At 67.1% G+C, this 17,641-nt stretch carries 18 protein-coding genes; 5 read left to right on the forward strand and 13 right to left on the reverse strand.

The window, feature by feature from the left end:
- Positions 1–190: 190 nt before the first annotated feature.
- Positions 191–2,008 (forward strand): DNA mismatch repair endonuclease MutL, encoded by a 1,818-nt coding sequence (gene mutL, locus ACTUWL_RS09855; protein WP_021077301.1) that lies wholly within the window; start codon positions 191–193, stop codon positions 2,006–2,008.
- Between the two features lie 96 nt (positions 2,009–2,104).
- On the opposite strand, the gene ACTUWL_RS09860 is transcribed toward mutL, so the two are convergent.
- From ACTUWL_RS09860 to ACTUWL_RS09870, 3 genes are all read right to left on the reverse strand, one after another.
- Entirely contained in the window at positions 2,105–2,731 is a 627-nt protein-coding gene (locus ACTUWL_RS09860) for a hypothetical protein (protein ID WP_021077300.1), read from the reverse strand.
- Between the two features lie 76 nt (positions 2,732–2,807).
- A complete protein-coding gene (gene rsmD / locus ACTUWL_RS09865) occupies positions 2,808–3,365 on the reverse strand; it encodes a 16S rRNA (guanine(966)-N(2))-methyltransferase RsmD (protein WP_021077299.1) in 558 nt (185 codons plus the stop codon).
- Between the two features lie 6 nt (positions 3,366–3,371).
- The gene (locus ACTUWL_RS09870) at positions 3,372–5,450 is read right to left on the reverse strand and encodes a pseudouridine synthase (protein WP_021077298.1); all 2,079 of its coding nucleotides are present in this window, start codon (positions 5,448–5,450) and stop codon (positions 3,372–3,374) included.
- 131 nt (positions 5,451–5,581) lie between these two features.
- Here ACTUWL_RS09870 and ACTUWL_RS09875 point away from each other — a divergent pair, with 131 nt between their 5' ends.
- Positions 5,582–6,040 (forward strand): nucleoside deaminase, encoded by a 459-nt coding sequence (locus ACTUWL_RS09875; protein ID WP_021077297.1) that lies wholly within the window; start codon positions 5,582–5,584, stop codon positions 6,038–6,040.
- A 121-nt stretch (positions 6,041–6,161) separates the two neighbouring features.
- On the opposite strand, the gene ACTUWL_RS09880 is transcribed toward ACTUWL_RS09875, so the two are convergent.
- Positions 6,162–7,067: an alpha/beta fold hydrolase gene (locus ACTUWL_RS09880; protein ID WP_021077296.1), complete on the reverse strand. Its 906-nt coding sequence runs from the start codon at positions 7,065–7,067 to the stop codon at positions 6,162–6,164.
- A 121-nt stretch (positions 7,068–7,188) separates the two neighbouring features.
- Between ACTUWL_RS09880 and ACTUWL_RS09885 the strand changes: the two genes are divergently transcribed.
- The gene (locus ACTUWL_RS09885; protein WP_021077295.1) at positions 7,189–8,421 is read left to right on the forward strand and encodes an acyl-CoA dehydrogenase family protein; all 1,233 of its coding nucleotides are present in this window, start codon (positions 7,189–7,191) and stop codon (positions 8,419–8,421) included.
- 96 nt (positions 8,422–8,517) lie between these two features.
- Here the strand turns inward: ACTUWL_RS09885 and purD are convergent, their stop codons facing one another.
- From purD to ACTUWL_RS09905, 4 genes are all read right to left on the reverse strand, one after another.
- Positions 8,518–9,795 carry a phosphoribosylamine--glycine ligase gene (gene purD / locus ACTUWL_RS09890; protein WP_021077294.1) on the reverse strand — a complete coding sequence of 426 codons (1,278 nt, stop codon included), beginning with the start codon at positions 9,793–9,795 and terminating at the stop codon, positions 8,518–8,520.
- A gap of 98 nt (positions 9,796–9,893) precedes the next feature.
- Complete coding sequence (locus ACTUWL_RS09895; RefSeq protein WP_021077293.1) at positions 9,894–10,193, reverse strand: winged helix-turn-helix domain-containing protein; 300 nt, start codon at positions 10,191–10,193, stop codon at positions 9,894–9,896.
- A gap of 4 nt (positions 10,194–10,197) precedes the next feature.
- Positions 10,198–10,749 carry a hypothetical protein gene (locus ACTUWL_RS09900; protein ID WP_021077292.1) on the reverse strand — a complete coding sequence of 184 codons (552 nt, stop codon included), beginning with the start codon at positions 10,747–10,749 and terminating at the stop codon, positions 10,198–10,200.
- Positions 10,746–11,288, reverse strand: a complete 543-nt coding sequence (locus ACTUWL_RS09905; RefSeq protein WP_021077291.1) for a DUF2306 domain-containing protein — start codon at positions 11,286–11,288, stop codon at positions 10,746–10,748. The genes ACTUWL_RS09900 and ACTUWL_RS09905 overlap by 4 nt, the downstream gene beginning before the upstream one ends.
- Positions 11,289–11,427: 139 nt before the next feature.
- Here ACTUWL_RS09905 and xseA point away from each other — a divergent pair, with 139 nt between their 5' ends.
- Positions 11,428–13,050, forward strand: a complete 1,623-nt coding sequence (xseA, locus tag ACTUWL_RS09910; protein ID WP_021077290.1) for an exodeoxyribonuclease VII large subunit — start codon at positions 11,428–11,430, stop codon at positions 13,048–13,050.
- Here the strand turns inward: xseA and ACTUWL_RS09915 are convergent.
- Entirely contained in the window at positions 13,047–13,877 is an 831-nt protein-coding gene (locus tag ACTUWL_RS09915; protein ID WP_021077289.1) for a dienelactone hydrolase family protein, read from the reverse strand. The genes xseA and ACTUWL_RS09915 overlap by 4 nt on opposite strands.
- 186 nt (positions 13,878–14,063) lie before the next feature.
- Between ACTUWL_RS09915 and ACTUWL_RS09920 the strand changes: the two genes are divergently transcribed.
- Positions 14,064–14,291: a DUF2093 domain-containing protein gene (locus ACTUWL_RS09920; RefSeq protein ID WP_016848019.1), complete on the forward strand. Its 228-nt coding sequence runs from the start codon at positions 14,064–14,066 to the stop codon at positions 14,289–14,291.
- Positions 14,292–14,305: 14 nt separating this feature from the next.
- Here ACTUWL_RS09920 and lpxK read toward each other — a convergent pair whose 3' ends face one another.
- From lpxK to ACTUWL_RS09940, 4 genes are read right to left on the reverse strand one after another with little or no spacing between them, the layout of a single operon-like run.
- Entirely contained in the window at positions 14,306–15,328 is a 1,023-nt protein-coding gene (gene lpxK, locus ACTUWL_RS09925; RefSeq protein WP_021077288.1) for a tetraacyldisaccharide 4'-kinase, read from the reverse strand.
- On the reverse strand, positions 15,321–16,625 hold the full coding sequence (locus ACTUWL_RS09930; protein ID WP_373010970.1) for a 3-deoxy-D-manno-octulosonic acid transferase: 1,305 nt from the start codon (positions 16,623–16,625) through the stop codon (positions 15,321–15,323). Before ACTUWL_RS09930 ends, lpxK begins: the two co-directional genes overlap by 8 nt.
- Entirely contained in the window at positions 16,618–17,331 is a 714-nt protein-coding gene (locus ACTUWL_RS09935; RefSeq protein WP_021077286.1) for a lysophospholipid acyltransferase family protein, read from the reverse strand. The genes ACTUWL_RS09930 and ACTUWL_RS09935 overlap by 8 nt, the downstream gene beginning before the upstream one ends.
- A complete protein-coding gene (locus tag ACTUWL_RS09940; RefSeq protein ID WP_016848023.1) occupies positions 17,328–17,576 on the reverse strand; it encodes a DUF4170 domain-containing protein in 249 nt (82 codons plus the stop codon). Before ACTUWL_RS09940 ends, ACTUWL_RS09935 begins: the two co-directional genes overlap by 4 nt.
- Between the last annotated feature and the right edge of the window lie 65 nt (positions 17,577–17,641).

Raw genomic sequence — 17,641 nt, forward strand, 5'->3', positions numbered from 1 at the left:
CCCGCCCGTGGGACCCCACAATCGCCACGTAGGGCGTAGCCGATGCACACGCGAAGGTGAGCGTCTTCAAGGCGATAGGCCGGCTCCATCCCCAGTAAAAGGCAGCCATTCGCGGACCGCCCCATGCATTTGGCCGGCCAGCCGACTAGAATGCCGCCGAACCTCGAATCCGTGTCCGATCGCGCAATTCATGCCCGTCCGCCAGCTTCCCGAACAGCTCGTCAACCGCATCGCCGCCGGCGAAGTGGTCGAACGCCCTGCGAGCGTGGTCAAGGAGCTGGTCGAGAACGCGATCGACGCCGGCGCGAGCCGGATCGACGTGTTCACCGATGGCGGCGGGCGGCGGCGGATCGGCATCACCGACGACGGCGGCGGCATGACCCGCTCAGACCTCGCGCTCGCGGTCGACCGCCACGCCACCTCCAAGCTCGACGACGAAGACCTGTTGCGCATCCGCACACTCGGGTTCCGCGGCGAGGCGCTGCCCTCGATCGGCGCCGTGGCCAAGCTCGGCATCACGACGCGCCACGCCAGCGAGCCGCACGCCTGGTCGCTGTCGGTCGAAGGCGGCGAGAAATCGGAGATCATGCCGGCCGCGCTCGGCCAGGGCACCCGCGTCGAGGTCAACGAGCTGTTTTATGCGACGCCGGCGCGGCTGAAATTCCTCAAGACCGACCGCACCGAGGCGGAGGCGATCCGCGAAGTGGTGCGGCGGCTCGGCATGGCGCGCCCCGACATCGCCTTCACGCTGGCCGGCGAAGAGCGCGCGCCGGTGACCTGGGCGGCCGCCCTGCCCGGTGCGGCCGGCCGGCTGACCCGGCTCGGCGATATCCTCGGCGCGGATTTCCGCGCCAGCGCGATCGAGGTGCGATCCGAGCGCGAAGGCGTCGTGGTCGAGGGCTTTGCCGCCGCCCCGTCGTTGACCCGCGCCAACGCGCTCGGGCAATATCTGTTCGTCAACGGCCGTCCGGTGCGCGACAAGCTGATCCTCGGCGCAGTGCGCGCGGCCTATTCCGACTATCTGCCGCGCGACCGCCATCCCGTCGTGGCGCTGTTCGTGAGCTGCGACCCGCAAGAGGTCGACGCCAACGTGCATCCGGCCAAGACCGAGGTGCGCTTCCGCAACGCCGGCCTGGTGCGCGCGCTGATCGTGCATGCGCTGAAGGACGGTCTTGCGCGCGAAGGCCGGCGCACCGCGGCCAACACCGCCGACGGCGCAACGTTGCAGGCGTTCCGCCCTGCGTTCACGCCACCGCGTCCAGGCAATTGGGACTGGCGCAGCTCGCCGTCCTATCCGGCTGGTCCGATGCGCGGCTTCGAGAGCGCTGCGGCGACGGCCTTCACCGAGCCCGGACAGGCCGCCTTCGACGTCGGCGCGCCGACCGCCGATGTCCGCTTCGAGGCGGCGCCAGCTCCCGATCTGCTCGACCGCCCGCTGGGGGCCGCGCGCACCCAGATCCACGAGACCTATATCGTCTCGCAGACCCGCGACGGCCTCATCGTGGTCGACCAGCACGCGGCGCATGAACGCATCGTCTATGAGAGACTGAAAGCCTCGCTAGCGAAGAACGGCGTGCAGCGGCAGATCCTGCTGATCCCCGAGATCGTCGAACTCGACGAGGCCACCGTCGAGAAGCTGCACGATCGTGCCGAGGAGCTGGCCTCGTTCGGGCTTGCGATCGACTCCTTCGGTCCCGGCGCCATCGCCGTGCGCGAGACGCCCTCGCTGCTCGGCAAGACCAACGCGGCCGGCCTGTTGCGCGACCTCGCCGAACACATGGCCGAGTGGGACGAGGCGCTGCCGCTGGAGCGCCGCCTGATGCATGTCGCCGCCACCATGGCCTGCCACGGCTCGGTCCGCGCCGGGCGACGCCTCAAGCCGGAAGAGATGAACGCGCTGCTGCGCGAGATGGAAGACACGCCGAACTCCGGCCAGTGCAACCACGGCCGACCGACCTATGTCGAATTGAAGCTCAGCGACATCGAGAAGCTGTTCGGGCGGCGGTAGGTCTCGCAGCATGCGGTAGGATGGGTAGAGCGCAGCGAAACCCATCAACTTTCGTCCGCGTGACACGATGATGGGTTTCGCTGCGCTCTACCCATCCTACGAATTCACTTGCCGCGCGAACACCTCCAGCGCGGTGCGCAGCTGCGCGATCCATTCGTCGCCGTGCTCGAACCCGCCTGCCGCGATCCGCTCGCAGACCTGATCGAAACCTTGATCGTCGGATGAAGTCCGATCCCCGGCCAATTGCCGCGCGATCGCGACATAGCCGTCCGTCAGCAGCACCAGGCCGGGCGCGCTCGCGGCGAGATAGTTCCGGCGCGCGCCGCGAAAGATGTCGATCGCCTCGTCATAGCGGCCAAGCGCCAGATCGAAGGCGCCCACCAGCCAGGCGCCCGTTCCGAGCCGCGCCGGCCCGAGCTCCAGCTCCTGCACAAGATCCAACGAGCGCTCGGCAAGGTCACGCGCCGCCAGCAGATGATTTGGATCGATCGGTTTGTCCGAAACGCCCCAGCCCGGCCAGCAATCGGCCGCGGCGTTGAACGTCATCCGCTGAATCATTCCGAGCGCTTCGCGCGCGTCGGCGTCGAGCGCGCCGCGGCGGCGCCCGATCTGGTCGGCGGCGTCGCGCGCCGCCGCAAGCAGCGCCGCGTCATCGCCGCCGCCGCGCAACGCCTTGACGCGCGCCTCCAGCTGACCTGCGAGCCCGGCGAGAGTGTCGGCCATGGTTCACGCTCCGAAAGCGACGATCGGTCCGTCGTCCACGCTGGCGCAGCATAGGGTCGATGGAGGCCGCTACGCCCTACACTTTTTCGCGAAGGAAGACGAATTCCGTGTCGTCATAGGCCCGCCGCTCGAGCTCCTCGAAACCGTCGGGCACGGCGAACGAAGCGGCCTTGGCCTCCTCCACCACGAGCAGCGCGCCCGGCGTGAGCCAGCTGCCGTCGCGCAGCGAGGCCAGCGCCTTGTCGGCGAGGCCCTTGCCATAAGGCGGATCGAGAAACACCAGCGAGAACGGCTCGACCGGATGCGCCGGCCCGAGATCGGTGGCATCGCGGCGATAGACCTTGGTGGTGCCGCCGAGGCCGAGCGACTCGACATTGTTGCGCAACAGCGCCCGCGCCTCCGCGCCATTGTCGACGAACAGCGTGAACCTGGCGCCGCGGGACGCGGCCTCGATGCCGAGCGCGCCGGTTCCGGCAAACAGATCGAGCACGCGAGCATCCTCGATCGGGTTGTCGTAGGCGTGCACGAGGATGTTGAACACGGACTCGCGCAGGCGGTCCGCGGTCGGCCTGATCTCGCGCCCCGATGGCGACGCGAGGTTGCGACCCTTCAGCCTGCCCCCGACGACACGCATCGACCGCTACTCGTCCTGCGGCTTGAGATCGCGCTTGCCGTGATAGCCGCGCTTGGGGCGGCGCGGCGGGCCGTAGCCGTTGGCCTCGTCCTCGTTGCGGGCACGGGCTTCCTCGCTGCCGGTGCGCTGCACCAGCACGCGGCGGCCCTTGCGATCGTTGATCGTCTCGCGCTTGCTCGGCTTCGGTTTCCTGGCTGGCGCCTCGTCGTCGCCGGCGTCACGCTGCTCCGGCCGCGTGAAGTCGGCGCCGGCGATCTTGGCGATCTTCTCGCCGAGCTGCTCACGCAGCACCCGCGTCTTGACCTCCTCGACCTTGCCCTCCTCGAGCTCGGCGAGCTGGAACGGGCCGTAGGAGATCCGGATCAGCCGGTTCACCTCGAGCCCGAGATGCGCCATCACGTTGCGCACCTCCCGGTTCTTGCCTTCGCGGATCGCGAACACCACCCAGACGTTGGAACTCTGATCGCGCTCCAGCGTCGCATCGATCGGCCCATATTTGACGCCCTCGACCTCGACGCCGTCCTTGAGCTGGTCGAGCTGGGCCTGCGTCACCTCACCATGGGCGCGCACGCGATAGCGGCGCAGCCATCCGGTGTCGGGATGCTCCAGCGTCCGCGCCAGCCCGCCGTCATTGGTCAGCAACAGCAGACCCTCGGTGTTGAAATCGAGCCGGCCGATCGAGATCAGCCGCGGCAGGCCCTCGGGCAGATTGTCGAACACCGTCGGCCGCCCCTCGGGATCGGCATGCGTCGTCATCAGCCCGCGCGGCTTGTGATACATGAACAGCCGCGTCCGCTCGCGCGGCGGCAACGGCTTGCCGTCCACCGCCACGACGTCGCTGTCGGTGATATCGAGCGCCGGCGAGTTGATTACGCGTCCGTTGACGGTGACGCGCCCCTGGGTGACGATCTCCTCGGCATCGCGGCGCGAGGCGAGACCGGCGCGCGCCAGCACCTTGGCGATGCGTTCGCCGGACTTCTTCGGCTTCGGCTCGGGACGCTCGCGGCGGTCGTCATAAGAGCGTTCGCGATAAGCGCCGCGGCCGCCGAAGGCCGGGCGCTTCGCGAAAACCTTGCTGTCGTCCTCATTGTCGCGGCGCGGACGATCGCCGAAGCGGCCCTCGCTGCGCGGATGCTCCTGCCAATCCCTGCGCCCTTCCGGCCGCTCGCGCCGGCGGTCGCCGCCTTCATCATTATCCTTCCAGCGCGGCCGGCTGAACTTCGGCCGATCACCCTGCTCGCGATCGTCGCGCGAACGCGAGAACCGCGGCCGCTCGTCGCCACCGCGATCGTCTCGCGGCTTGTCGAACTTGCGCGGTCCGTCGCGGAACGGGCGCGAACCGCGCTCCGGACGATCGGAGCCGCCTTCTCGCTTCTGCCACGGCTTGGATTCGCCGCGTGGCGGACGATCACCGAAATCCTTGCGCGGACCGCGGTCACGATCTCCGCCGCGATCGCGATCGCCGCCGCGCTTGAACTTGCTGTCCCCACCGAATTTCCGCGCGGGCCGATCGCCATCGCGCGAAGGACGGTCGCCGAACGATCGCTCGCCACGCGGCGTGTAGGGCCGCTTCTCTCCGTCACGGTCGCGCGGCGCGTAGGGCTTGCGGTCGCCGAACTTCCGGTCGGAAGACCGCCCCGCTGGACGCGCGTCATCGCGATCGCGGCGCGGCCCGCGGTCATCGCGGTTGTAGTTCGGGCGATCACCGCGCGGCTTGAACTCACGCTTTTCGCCATCGCCGTCACGGTCAAACCGCGGCCGGTCGCCACGAGGCTTGAAGGTGCGCTTCTCGCCGTCGCCGTCGCGTCCTGGGCGGTCACGGAACGGTCGATCTCCGCGGGGACGGTCGCCGTCGCGGCTGAATCGGGGCTTGTCGTCGAAATCGCGGCGCGGCGCATCGCCGTCTTCGCGGCGACGGTACGGACGCTTCTCGCCATCGCCTTTGCCGGCGAAGTCTTTGCCGCTGAAGCCGCGCTTGGCGAATTTCTTCTCCGGCCCGCGGGCGGCCCCGGAGCGGCCCTTGCCGCCGCCGGGCCGGTCACGCCGGCCGCGGGAATCGTTGTGTTTGTCGCTATCGCGGGGCATGAATGTTCTCGCCTGGGCGTTCAATTGGGGTGCAAGGGCCAACCGGTCGTGCGCGCCCCGTTGGCAGCGCGCTTGACGCAAAACCGGCATCCACTTTTGCTGAAGGCGAAGCTACTAGCAGGTTTCTTCCGATGATACGAGGCATGTCGGCCCCTTCTTTCATGGATTTGGCGCTGAAAACGGCCGAAAATGCCGGAAAATCGGGCGAAGTTCCGATCGGATGCGTGATTGTGCGGGGCTATGAGGTGATCGCCACCGCCGGCAACCGGACATTGACCGATCGCGACCCCACTGCGCATGCCGAAATCCTGGCGATCCGGCAGGCGGCAGAGGCCATCGGCACCGAACGGCTGGTCGATTGCGACCTCTATGTCACCCTCGAACCCTGCACCATGTGCGCCGGCGCGATCTCCTTTGCCCGCATCCGCCGGCTGTATTACGGCGCCGCCGACCCCAAGGGCGGCGCGGTCGAGTCCGGCGTGCGCTTCTTCGCACAACCGACCTGCCACCACGTTCCGGAGGTCTATGGCGCGGTCGGCGAGACCGAGGCGGCGCGGCTGCTGCGCGAGTTCTTCCGGGAGCGGCGGTAGGGGACGCGAAAAGTAGATCTGTCACCCCGTCGTCCTGGCGAAAGCCAGGACGACGCTGAATGTTTGGCGCAGCCTGTGAACCATACACTGACATTTGTCAGGATGACGATGCAGGGTGGAATCACCCCGCCAGGAAGAACTCCCGCAACAGCTTCGCGGTCGCGTCCGGGGCCTCCTCGGGCAGGAAATGCCCTGACGCCACCGGTGCGCCGCTGACATTGGTGGCCCAATTCTTCCAGGTGTCGAGCGGGGTCGTCGCAGCGCTCGCAACCCCGGCATCGCCCCACAGCGCCAGCATCGGGATCGTGATCTTCTTGCCCGCATCGACATCGGCCTTGTCGATTTCAAAGTCGGCATAGGCGCCGGCGCGATAGTCCTCGCACATCGCGTGGATGCGGGCGGGATCGCGGAACGGCGCGAGGTAATGTTCGAGTGCGCGTGGGTCGATCGCCTCCAGCGTCTTGGTCCTGGTCTGGCTCGCCATCTTTTCCTTGAGGAAGAATTCGCCGTTGTTGGAGATCAGCGTCTCCGGCAGCGGATAGGGCTGTGCGAGGAACGACCAGTGGTAGATTTTCAGCGCCGACAGCCGATTGAGCTTCTGCCAATAGTCATAAGTCGGCGCGATATCGAGCACCGCCAGCTTCGACAGCCGGCCGGGATGATCGAGCGCGAGCCGGTATGAGACCCCCCCGCCGCGATCGTGACCGGCCAGCGCGAAGTGCACATGGCCGAGTTGCTCCATCGCCTCGACCATGGTCTTCGCCCAGGCCCGCTTGGTGTAGGGCGTATGATCCTTGTCGCTGGCGGGCATGTCGGACCAGCCGTAGCCCGGCAGGTCGGCGATGATCAGCGTGAACTTGTCGTCAAGCTTCGGCGCAACCGTGTGCCACATCACATGGGTCGAGGAGAAGCCGTGCAGCAGCAGCAACGGCGGGCCCTTGCCGCCGACGCGGGCGAAGATGCGGCCCTGCGAGGTGTTGATCCATTTCGCTTCATAACCGGGAAAAAGATCGGCGAGATCAGGCATCGGTGGCTCCTCCCGGTCGCGTGCGCCGTGCTTCAAACTTTGTTCGGCGTTGCCGCTGGCATGGGCGAGGTTTATGCCATCCTCAAGCCTAGCCAACAACAACATGAAACGAGGAAGTGCCATGTCGATCGACTTCGAGATTCCCGCTGAAGCCAAGGCGATCCGGGAGAAGGTCCGCAAATTCGTGCATGACGAGTGCATTCCGGCGGAAAAGGAACTCGACACCAAGCCGCTTGCCGAGGTGCTGGCGCCGCTCCGCAAGAAGGCCCGCGCGCAGGGCCTGTGGTGCCCGTTCGTGCCGAAGGAGTATGGCGGCATGGGTCTCGGCCCGCTGGCGAACGCGCTGGTGCAGATGGAGCTCGGCGAGAGCATGCTCGGCGCGCTCTCGATGAACACACAGGGGCCGGACGACGCCTCGATGATGACGATCCTGGCGCACGGCACCGAGTACCAGAAGGAGAAATTCCTAAAACCCCTGCTGAACGGCGAGAAGCGGATCTGCTTCTCGATGACCGAGAAGGCCGCCGGCGCCGATGCCACCGGCATGCAGACCACGGCGGTGAAGGACGGCAACGAGAACTACATCCTCAACGGCGAAAAGTGGTTCTCGTCGTCGGCGAGCGTCGCCGACCTCGCGCTTGTCATGGCCAAGACCGATCCGAACGCGCCGCGCCACAAGCAATACTCGACCTTCATCGTCGAGCTGCCCAATCCCGGCTACCGCATCAAGCGCAACGTCGCCAACATGGCGATCGAGGGTCCGCATGACGACGTGATCCATGGCGGCCACTCCGAGATCGAGATCAAGGATCTGAAGGTACCCGCCGACAACCTGCTCGGCGGCGAGGGCAACGGCTTCAACATGGGCCAGCACCGCCTCGCCTACGGCCGGCTGCGCCACGGCATGCACAATGTCGCCAAGGCGCAGCGCGCGCTCGACATGGCGGCAGCGCACGTCACCAAGCGCTCGACCTTCGGCCAGCTCTTGGCCGATCGGCAGGCGGTGCAGTTCATGCTCGCCGATTGCGCCAGCGAGCTCTATATCGGCCGGCTGATGCTGCTGCACATCGCCTACAAAGCCGAGAAGGGCCTCGACATCCGCCAGGAGAACTCGATCGCAAAGATCTTCCACGCCCACATGGTGCACAAGGTGATCGACACCGCGATCCAGCTGCACGGCGCGCTCGGCTTCAGCCAGGATACGCCGCTGGCGAAATGGTACACCCAGGTGCGTTCGCAGCGGCTGGTCGACGGCCCCGACGAGGTGCACAAGTGGAAGATCGGCAAGAACGTCATCAAGGCGTTCCGCGAGCACGGCACCACGGCGAGCGCGGCGGGCGGGGATCTGCTGTAGTTAATCGTCATTGCGAGTGAAGCGAAGCAATCCATCGCGCCCCAAGCGGAGAGGTGGATTGCCTCGTCGCTTCGCTCCTCGCAATGACGCGGTGAGCTAGCCCTGCTCCGCCTCCACCGCCTGCCAGGCGATGTCGCGGCGGCAGAATCCTTCCGGCCATTTGATGCGATCGACGGCCTGATAGGCGCGATCGCGTGCCTCGGTGACGGTCTTGGCCATCGCGCAGACGTTCAGCACGCGGCCTCCGTTGGCAAGGATCGCGCCGTCCTTCGCCACCGTGCCGGCGTGGAAGATTTCGACGCCCTCGACCTTGGCGGCGTCATCGAGGCCGTCGATCCGGGTGCCCTTGATGTAGTCGCCGGGATAGCCCTTGGCCGCCATGACAACCGTCAGCGCCGGGTCCGGGTACCAGCGCAGATCGAAATTCTTCAATTGCCCGTCGATCGAGGCGAGCAGCGCCGGCACGATGTCCGACATCATCCGCAGCATCAGCACCTGGCACTCGGGATCGCCGAAGCGGACGTTGTATTCGAACAGTTTTGGGCCCTGCGCGGTCAGCATCACGCCGGCATAGAGCACGCCCTTGAACGGGATGCCGCGGCGCTTCATCCCGGCGACCGTCGGCAGGACGATCCGCGCCATGATCTGGTCATGGATTTCAGGCGTCACGAACGGCGTCGGCGAATAGGCGCCCATGCCGCCGGTGTTCGGCCCCTTGTCGTGATCGAACACCCGCTTGTGGTCCTGCGCGGTCGCGAGCGGGATCGCGGTCTCGCCGTCGCACAGCGCGAAGAAGCTGATCTCGCGACCGGACAGAAATTCTTCGATCACGACCTCGGCGCCGGCCGCGCCGAACGCGCCCTCGAACATCATCGCAACGGCGGCTTCCGCCTCATGCAGCGTCTGCGCCACCACGACACCCTTGCCGGCGGCGAGCCCGTCGGCCTTGACCACGATCGGCGCGCCCTGGGCGCGGACATAGGCCACGGCGTCCTTCGCATTGTCGAAGCGGCGATAGGCGCCGGTCGGAATATTGAACTCGCTGCAGAGGTCCTTGGTGAAGCCCTTGGAGCCTTCGAGCTGCGCGGCCTGCTGGCTCGGCCCGAACGCCTTGATGCCGACAGCGGCGAGATCGTCGACGATCCCTGCGGCGAGCGGCGTCTCCGGACCGACCACCACCAGATCGACCGCGTTGCGCCGGCAGAACTCGATCACCGCGGCATGGTCGGCGACATCGAGCGCGACGCACTCGGCCTCGCGCGCGATCCCGGCATTGCCAGGCGCGCACCAGAGTTTCGTCACCAGCGGGGATGCGGCGATCTTCCACGCCAGCGCATGTTCGCGGCCGCCGGAACCGAGCAGGAGGATGTTCATCAGGTACAGGCTCAAATGGGTGCGAGAGCTGTGTCGGTCGCACGAATCCCCGCCGGCCTGCAAGGGGCGACGGGGCCGATTCCCCCGTCATTCCAGCCTCACGGCTGCTTGCCCGCGATGATCTCCTGCAGGGTCGCGACATGGCGGGCGAAGGCGCCGCGACCGGCCGCGGTCGCGGTCACCGTGGTCTGCGGCTTCTTGCCGACGAAGGCCTTGTCGACCGCGACATAGCCGGCCCGCGCCAGCGTCTCGATATGGGCGCCGAGATTGCCGTCGGTGGCGCCGGTCAGCTTCTTCAGCCGGGCGAATTCCAGCCCGGTCGAAACCGGCAGCGCATTGAGCGCCGCCATGATCCGCAGCCGCAGCGGCTGGTGGATGATCTCGTCGAGTTCGGCCATCGCGTTAGATCCGGCGCATCCAGAGCCCGCCGAGGATGAGTGCGCCGCCATGCACCACCGCCATCCACAGCAGCAGCGCCGGACCGGCATGGAAGTAGGCGGTCACGATCAAGGCGCTGCTGCCGAGCGCGATCACGATGAAAGCGTAGCCGAACCACAGGCCGGCGAGCGCATAGAACAGCATCGTGAAGAGCGGCCAGAACACCAGCATCTGGCGCGGCCCGAAATGACCCAACACTGCCGAGTAGAAAATGCCGAATGCGATGAACAGCAGGAACGCCACCAGCAATCGGAGCGCGAAGGCGCCCGCCCCCGGACCGACACCGCTGAACGCGGCAATAGCGATCGAGCCCGCGATTCCGATGAGGTCGACGACGGCCCAGATCGTATGGCCCTGTGGCGGCCATGTGTAATTGGCGATGTAGCCTGCGAATACCAACACGCCCCACATGATGATGATCAGACTGGCGGTCTGATAGATTCGCGACTGGCGGACGCGATGCACGACGTCGTTGATGTCGTTCAGCGCCGCGCTGGCCTGCTGGCTGTCGATCAAGACGGCACCCCACTCTGCTCGGCGAATCGAGCGGAAACCGGCGGGGTTTCCGGCGGCGGCCGATATTTTCCGATCAGGACATAGGCGAGCGTCATGATCACGATCGACAGGGCCAATGCGGTCAGCCCAATCTGTCCGCGCGTCGTCAGCGGCAGCACGCGCACTGCGATTTCGGTGGCCGCGGCCGACATCAGCGATACGTAGGACCACGAGATGAAATAATAGTGCTTCAATCGCCAGTTCGCCGGCCGCGGGCTGCGCAGCAGCGGAACAATCGCCGCCACGATGCAGGCGAAGTTCACGATCGCTCCGAGGTGGAACAGGTTGAAGGCGCCGGTGAACCGGTAGACCAGCATCGCGGTCCCGTCGCCGACCAGCATGGCATAGACGTAGAAATAGCCACGCGCCCGGTGGCCCGCGCCGCGCTTCGGCCGCAGGAACTGGATCAGCCCGACAGCAATGCACAGCATCGCCACGACGGCATGGACCGCGCCGGCCGCGGAATGGACCAAACCTGCCAACGTCACCTGTGGGAGCATCGGTCAACCTCCGAGCAGCTCGCCCTTGATAGAGAACTCTATATCACAGAGTATATGCACAAGCAAGCCCGCGGTTGGCGATGGCGGACAAAAGTCCCTACGTTGCGGTGAAGCTCACAAACAGCCGAATCACCTGCAAATGACCGCTGCCGCGCCTAGCCTCGTCAACGCGCCCGAATTCACCGTCTCGGAACTCTCCTCCGCCCTGAAGCGGACGGTGGAGGACCGGTTCGGCCATGTCCGCGTCCGCGGCGAGATCTCCGGCTTCCGCGGACCGCACTCCTCCGGCCATTGCTATTTCGCCCTGAAGGACGAGAGCGCCAAGATCGAGGCGGTGATCTGGAAGTTCGCCCACGCAAGGATGCGCTTCAAGCCGCAGGAAGGGCTCGAGGTCATCGCCACCGGTAAGCTGACCACCTATCCGAACTCCTCGAAATACCAGATCGTCATCGACTCGCTGGAGCCGGCCGGCGTCGGCGCGCTGATGGCGCTGATGGAGGAGCGCAAGAAGAAGCTCGCGGCCGAAGGCCTGTTCGACGAGGCGCGCAAGCAGCTGTTGCCCTGGCTGCCGGAGGTGATCGGCGTCGTCACCTCTCCGACCGGCGCCGTGATCCGCGACATCCTGCATCGCCTCGAGGACCGCTTTCCCCGCCGGGTGCTGGTGTGGCCGGTCAAGGTGCAGGGCGACGGCTCGGCCGAACAGGTCGCGGCCGCGATCCGCGGCTTCAATGCGCTGCCGGCGGGCGGCCGGATTCCGCGGCCTGACCTGTTGATCGTCGCGCGCGGCGGCGGCTCGCTGGAGGACCTCTGGTCGTTCAACGAAGAGATCGTGGTCCGCGCCGCGGCCGACAGCCACATCCCGCTGATCTCGGCGGTGGGCCACGAGACCGACATCACGCTGATCGATTTCGTCGCCGACAAGCGCGCGCCGACGCCGACCGCCGCCGCCGAAATGGCGGTGCCGGTGCGCAGCGAACTGTTCGTCGAGATTGCCGCGCTGGCCCGCCGCACCATGGTGTGCTGGCAGCGCGGCCAGGAGGCCCGCCGCACCGAGCTGCGCGCCGCAGCGCGTGCGCTGCCGGCGGCAAATGAACTGCTCGCGATCCCGCGGCAGCGGCTCGACCATCTCGCAGCCGGGCTGCCGCGCGGGCTGAAGGCCAACACGCATGCGCATTTCCGCCGCTTTGCCGCGTCGAGCTCGCGGCTCACCATCGGCGTGCTGCGCGGCCAGGTCGCGCATGCGCGGCAGCGGCTCACCGCATCCGGCGAGCGCATCACGCTGTCGGCGCGCGCGCTGCTGCATCGCCGGCGCGAGCGCTTCAGCGGGCTCGAAATCCGGCTCAAAGCCTCGAAGCTCGCCAATGCCAAGGCGCAGCGCACCGCGATCGCGCGCGATCTGGAGCGCACCCACCGCCTCGCCGAGCGCGCCCGCCGCGCGCTGCTGACGACGCTGCAGCGGCTGGAGGCACGCGTCGCCCACCGCGGACAATTGCTGTCGGCGCTGTCCTATCGCGGCGTGCTGGCGCGCGGCTTCGCGCTGGTGCGCGACGCGCACGGACACGCACTGCATTCCGCGGCGGCGGTCGGCCCCAACGCCAGCCTGTCGATCGAATTCGCCGATGGCCGCGTCGCCGCCACCACCAATGCCGATCAGCCCGCGGCAACGGCAACGCCCGAGAGCCAGCCGAAGCCTCAGCGCGAGGCGAAACCGGCGGCGCCGAAGCGCGCCGTCAAGCCGGAAGACCAAGGGAGTTTATTCTAGCGCGACAGCCACTCGGCGACCTGCTTCTGCGCATCCTTGCGCGCGTCCGCATCGGTGCCGATGTGTCCACGCTCCGCCATATCGGCATCGGAGGCCGCGACCGCATGCAGCGGCAGATTGGCCCGGTCGAAATCGTGATACGCCTCGGGATAGATCACGATCCGCGCCAGCGCGCTGCGGCCGCGCGCGCCGTCGATCATCTGGTGGCAGGCCGATGACGACGTCACATCGTCGCGGGCACCGATCAGAACCAGCGTCGGCACCCGCGCGCTCCAGCCGAGGCCGAACGAGGTGCGGCAGTCCGGATAGAACGCGACTGCCGAGCGGAAGTCCGGCTCGGCGTTGCGCGACCACAGCTGCGGCCGGACCGCCCACAGCAGAGCAGCCGCGCCATTGCCCCAGCCGATCAGGCTGATGCGGTTCTTCGCCACCCATTTCTGCTGCACCAGCCACTGCCGCGCGGCATTGATGTCGGCGACCCGCGCCCGGCGGTTCTGGACCTGATGCTCCCTGATGCGGCACTGCGGCCCGAGCTCGCGCGAGCGGTAGCTGTCCGGCAGCAGCACCGCATGGCCCGATGTGAGCAACTGCTCGGCCCAGTCGCGATAGCGCGGTGCGACCGGCTCGGAATGGCCGGCGAGACCGCCGCAGCCATGCAGCGCAATCACCGTCGGGAACGGGCCGTCACCATCGGGCCGGTAGAGCTGCGCATGCAGTGTGATATTGCCTTCGGCAATCTCGACCTGGCGTGGGGCCGGAAGCGGCGCCGCAGCCGCGGCCGGCAGGGCAAGCATCGCGAGGCAGATGAGAACTGACTTGAGGCGCATCCGATCCGGCCGGCTCGTTATGGCGCTGCCAACACAGCGGACCACATCGGCAACGGTACCACGCGCTTTCGCCGCCAAATCATCACAAGTCGGTGGTTTAACGGGCGGACATGACACCCTATCTGTGATAGACGGATTCATGAACATTTGGAGTGCCTCATCGGAGGCAAGGCGGAGAGCTCAAACGTGCTGAACAAGTTCGGTCCCTCGGGCCATGGCGAAGCGCAGGTGCAATATCTCGATGGCGATTTCCGCGTGATCTCGCCCGGCACCTTTGTGCGTTGTGCCATCACCGACGTCCGGATCCCGCTCGACGAGCTGAAGTACTGGAGCGTCGACCTGCAGGAGGCCTACGCCACGCCGACCGCCGTGCTGCAGCGCCACCATCCCGGCGTGCTCAAGCCGCAGGCCTGAGCCCGAGGCCGGGCTCATCCGCGCAGCTTGCTGTCCCGCGCCTTGAACAGCTGATCGGTCACGAAGCGCCGCAGCGCAGCCCCATCGTCGAATTGCATCGTCACCGCGAACGGCACGATCGCCTGTGCCGAGGCCGGCATCCCGCGCGGATCGCGCAGCCGCGCCAGATCCTTTTCCGTCGTCACCAGCGTCAAGGCGTCAGCTTTCGCGCCGGCCGTGAGCTGTTCGATCTCGTCCGCCGTGAAGGCGTGGTGATCGGCAAAGGCCCTGCTACGGACGACGTCGACGCCGCTTGAGCGCAGCGTGTTGAAGAAGCGCGCGGGATCGCCGATGCCGGCAAAGGCGAGCACCCGCTCGCCGCCGAGCGCCGCCAGCGAAGCCTGGTCCGGCTTCAGACGTGCAGACAAGACCGGCTTGCCACGCGACGCGAGATCGGCGGCGATCTTTGCTGCCGCGCTCCCCTCGCCGACCACGACCAACGCGTCGGTCCGCGCGAGCTGCGGCGACAGCGGTGCACGCAACGGGCCTGCCGGAATGACGCGGCCGTTGCCGACGCCGCGCATGGCGTCGATCACGATCAGGCTGACGTTCTTGGCCACGGACGGATTCTGGAAACCGTCATCCATCAGGATCACGCTGGCATCCTGCGCGCGCGCCAGCGCGAGGCCCGCGGCGCGGTCGCGCGACACCACCACCGGCAAGGACGCCGCCATCATCAGCGGCTCGTCGCCGACATCGGCCGCCGAGTGCCTGTCACGATCGACCTTGACCGGGCCTTCGAGCCTGCCGCCATAGCCGCGGCTCAGCACCACCGGCCGCTCGTCGAGCTCGCGCAACAATTTCGCCAGTGCCAGCACCGTCGGCGTCTTGCCGGCACCGCCGACATGATAGTTGCCGACGCAGATCACGGGAATGCCGGCATCGGCGCCGGGGCGCCGCATCCGCCGCGCGGCGACCGCGCCGTACAGCGCGGCAAGAGGACTCAACAGAGATGCGATCCAAGACGTCGGCCGGTGCCAGAAGGCCGGCTCACGCATTGGCGGCTCCCATCTCGAGCCGCAACTGCAACAGATAGGGCTCGAGAGCGGTCACCGTGCGCTCCAGCGCACCACCAAGCTGTTCGACGACGCGCTCGGAGGCGGCGAGCGAGGTGTCGCGTGCGGCGGGATCGGCAAGGAACTGGCCGAGCTGCTTGACCAGCGCGTCCCGGTCATCGGCAAGCCGCGCGCCGCCGCCGCGATCGAGCGCATCATAGACGTCGGTGAAATTGAACACGTGCGGGCCGTGCACGATCGCAGCGCCAAGCTTGATCGCCTCGATCGGATTCTGGCCGCCATGCGGGACCAGCGAGCCGCCCATGAACACGATCGGCGCGAGGCGGTAGAACAGGCCGAGCTCGCCCATGGTGTCGGCGACATAGATATCCGTCGTCGCGACCGGCAGGTCCTCGTGCGAGCGCAGACTGGGGCGCAGGCCGGCAGCCGTCACGAGCTGTGCGACCGCCTCACCGCGATGGGCGTGCCGCGGCACGATCACCGTGAGCAGCCCGGGGAAGAATTTGGCGAGCGATTTGTGCGCCTCGATCAGGATCTCTTCCTCGCCGGGATGGGTGGAAGCGGCGACCACGATGGCGCGGCCGCGCGTCACCGACATCAGCCGCTCCAGCTTGGCGGGATCGGCCGGCGGCGCGGCGACGTCGAGCTTGAGATTGCCGGTGACGACGACGTTGTGGCTGCCGAGCGCGGCAAAGCGTTCGGCGTCGGTGTTCGACTGCGCGAGGCAGATGTCGAACCGTCCGAGCAGCGCCTCGATGGTGTTGGAGAGCCGACGCCAGCGCGGGAACGAACGCGGCGACATCCGCCCGTTGATCAGGACCATCGGCAGCCGCCGCGCGGCGCAGGACAGGATCAGGTTCGGCCACAAATCGGACTCGATGAACAGCGCCAGCGACGGGTGCCAGTGATCGAGAAAACGCGCGACATAGCGCGGCGAGTCATACGGCACGTATTGATGGATCACGTCGGGCGGAAACCGCTTGGCCACGATCGCGGCCGACGTCACAGTGCCGGAGGTGAGCAGGATGCGCAAATTGAGCGCGCGCAGCCGCTCGATCAACCCCACCGCCGCCAGCACCTCGCCGACGCTCGCGCCGTGGATCCAGACCAGCGGACCCTGCGGCCTGACATCGCCGCTCACGCCACGCCGCTCGCCGACGCGTTCGGGATCTTCCTTGCCGAGCTTGAGCCGCCGCTTGATCAGGGCAGGCACCACAGGCACCATCGCGGACGACAGCTTGCGGTAAACACGCAACGTCATCGGGAGCGAGCTAGCCAAGCGTTGCCTCCGGCCGCCCGACGGCAGCATAGGCGCGCCGGGTCGCTTCATTGAGCAGATTCTCCACGTGCTGCCGAAGCTTTTCCATCGTCGCGGCATCGGCATCCGGCGGTACATAGACCGGCTCAATACCTACCACTGCGCCGCGCCCGAATGGCAAATTGATGGTGGTCGAATCCCAGTTTTTCAACCGGATGAAGCGGCTGGTGACCATCGCGAACGGGATGATCGGCCGGCCGCTCTCCCGCGCCAGCATGATGGCCCCGAGACCCGCCACCCGCGCCCGCTTCGGCACGTCGGCCGTGGTGGCCATGTTGCAGCCGTCTTCCAGCGTCCGAACCATCTCCAGGAAGGCGCCGACGCCGCCCTTGCGGTGGAACGCGCCGGAATGGTCGCCGGAACCCCTGATGGTGCCGATGCCGAGCCGCTCCACTGCAAGCGCATTGAACTCGCCGTCGCGGTGGCGGGAGATCAGGACCTTGGCGCGGTAGCTCGCCTTGGTCTTGATGAACGGCGTCATGAAGTGCTGGCCGTGCCAGAACACGAAGATCGCCGGCATCAGGGGCTCGACGATCCCGTACACGTCAGAGGGCTGGTAGCTGAAGCGGTTGGTGTACCAGACCAGCCGCAGATATTCGGCCGCAAGCACACCCAGCGCGCGCTGCACGAAGCCGCTGCGCAGCAGATCGCGAAGAAGTCGTTTCAATGGGAGTGCTTTGTGTCCTGCTCAGGATCGAGCAACCGGTGGAGGTGAACGACGAAGTAGCGCATCTGGGCGTTGTCCACGGTCTGCTGCGCTTTCGCCTTCCAGGCCGCATAGGCGGTCGCGTAGTTCGGGTAGACTCCGACGATCTCGACTTCGTCCAGATTCTTGAAGGTGTTGTGCTCGAGATCGGTCAACTCGCCGCCGATCACGAGGTGAAGCAGTTGCGGCTGGGCATTGTCTGACATGATGGTGGTTTTCCTAACGAGATGCCCGGCAAAGCACTGAAGTCGTGGTCGTTACAGGTCTGGTC

The sequence above is a fragment of the Bradyrhizobium sp. WCU1 genome, assembly GCF_053474805.1.

What these genes read in the sequence shown, in the direction of transcription:
- ACTUWL_RS09885 (WP_021077295.1), top strand. Translation starts at nt 7,189, where the DNA reads ATGTCGATCGACTTCGAGATTCCCGCTGAAGCCAAGGCGATCCGGGAG.
- ACTUWL_RS09915 (WP_021077289.1), bottom strand. Translation starts at nt 13,877, where the DNA reads ATGCGCCTCAAGTCAGTTCTCATCTGCCTCGCGATGCTTGCCCTGCCG.
- xseA (WP_021077290.1), top strand. Translation starts at nt 11,428, where the DNA reads ATGACCGCTGCCGCGCCTAGCCTCGTCAACGCGCCCGAATTCACCGTC.
- ACTUWL_RS09940 (WP_016848023.1), bottom strand. Translation starts at nt 17,576, where the DNA reads ATGTCAGACAATGCCCAGCCGCAACTGCTTCACCTCGTGATCGGCGGC.
- ACTUWL_RS09895 (WP_021077293.1), bottom strand. Translation starts at nt 10,193, where the DNA reads ATGGCCGAACTCGACGAGATCATCCACCAGCCGCTGCGGCTGCGGATC.
- mutL (WP_021077301.1), top strand. Translation starts at nt 191, where the DNA reads ATGCCCGTCCGCCAGCTTCCCGAACAGCTCGTCAACCGCATCGCCGCC.
- ACTUWL_RS09875 (WP_021077297.1), top strand. Translation starts at nt 5,582, where the DNA reads ATGATACGAGGCATGTCGGCCCCTTCTTTCATGGATTTGGCGCTGAAA.
- ACTUWL_RS09870 (WP_021077298.1), bottom strand. Translation starts at nt 5,450, where the DNA reads ATGCCCCGCGATAGCGACAAACACAACGATTCCCGCGGCCGGCGTGAC.
- ACTUWL_RS09880 (WP_021077296.1), bottom strand. Translation starts at nt 7,067, where the DNA reads ATGCCTGATCTCGCCGATCTTTTTCCCGGTTATGAAGCGAAATGGATC.
- rsmD (WP_021077299.1), bottom strand. Translation starts at nt 3,365, where the DNA reads ATGCGTGTCGTCGGGGGCAGGCTGAAGGGTCGCAACCTCGCGTCGCCA.
- lpxK (WP_021077288.1), bottom strand. Translation starts at nt 15,328, where the DNA reads ATGCGTGAGCCGGCCTTCTGGCACCGGCCGACGTCTTGGATCGCATCT.
- ACTUWL_RS09860 (WP_021077300.1), bottom strand. Translation starts at nt 2,731, where the DNA reads ATGGCCGACACTCTCGCCGGGCTCGCAGGTCAGCTGGAGGCGCGCGTC.
- purD (WP_021077294.1), bottom strand. Translation starts at nt 9,795, where the DNA reads ATGAACATCCTCCTGCTCGGTTCCGGCGGCCGCGAACATGCGCTGGCG.
- ACTUWL_RS09905 (WP_021077291.1), bottom strand. Translation starts at nt 11,288, where the DNA reads ATGCTCCCACAGGTGACGTTGGCAGGTTTGGTCCATTCCGCGGCCGGC.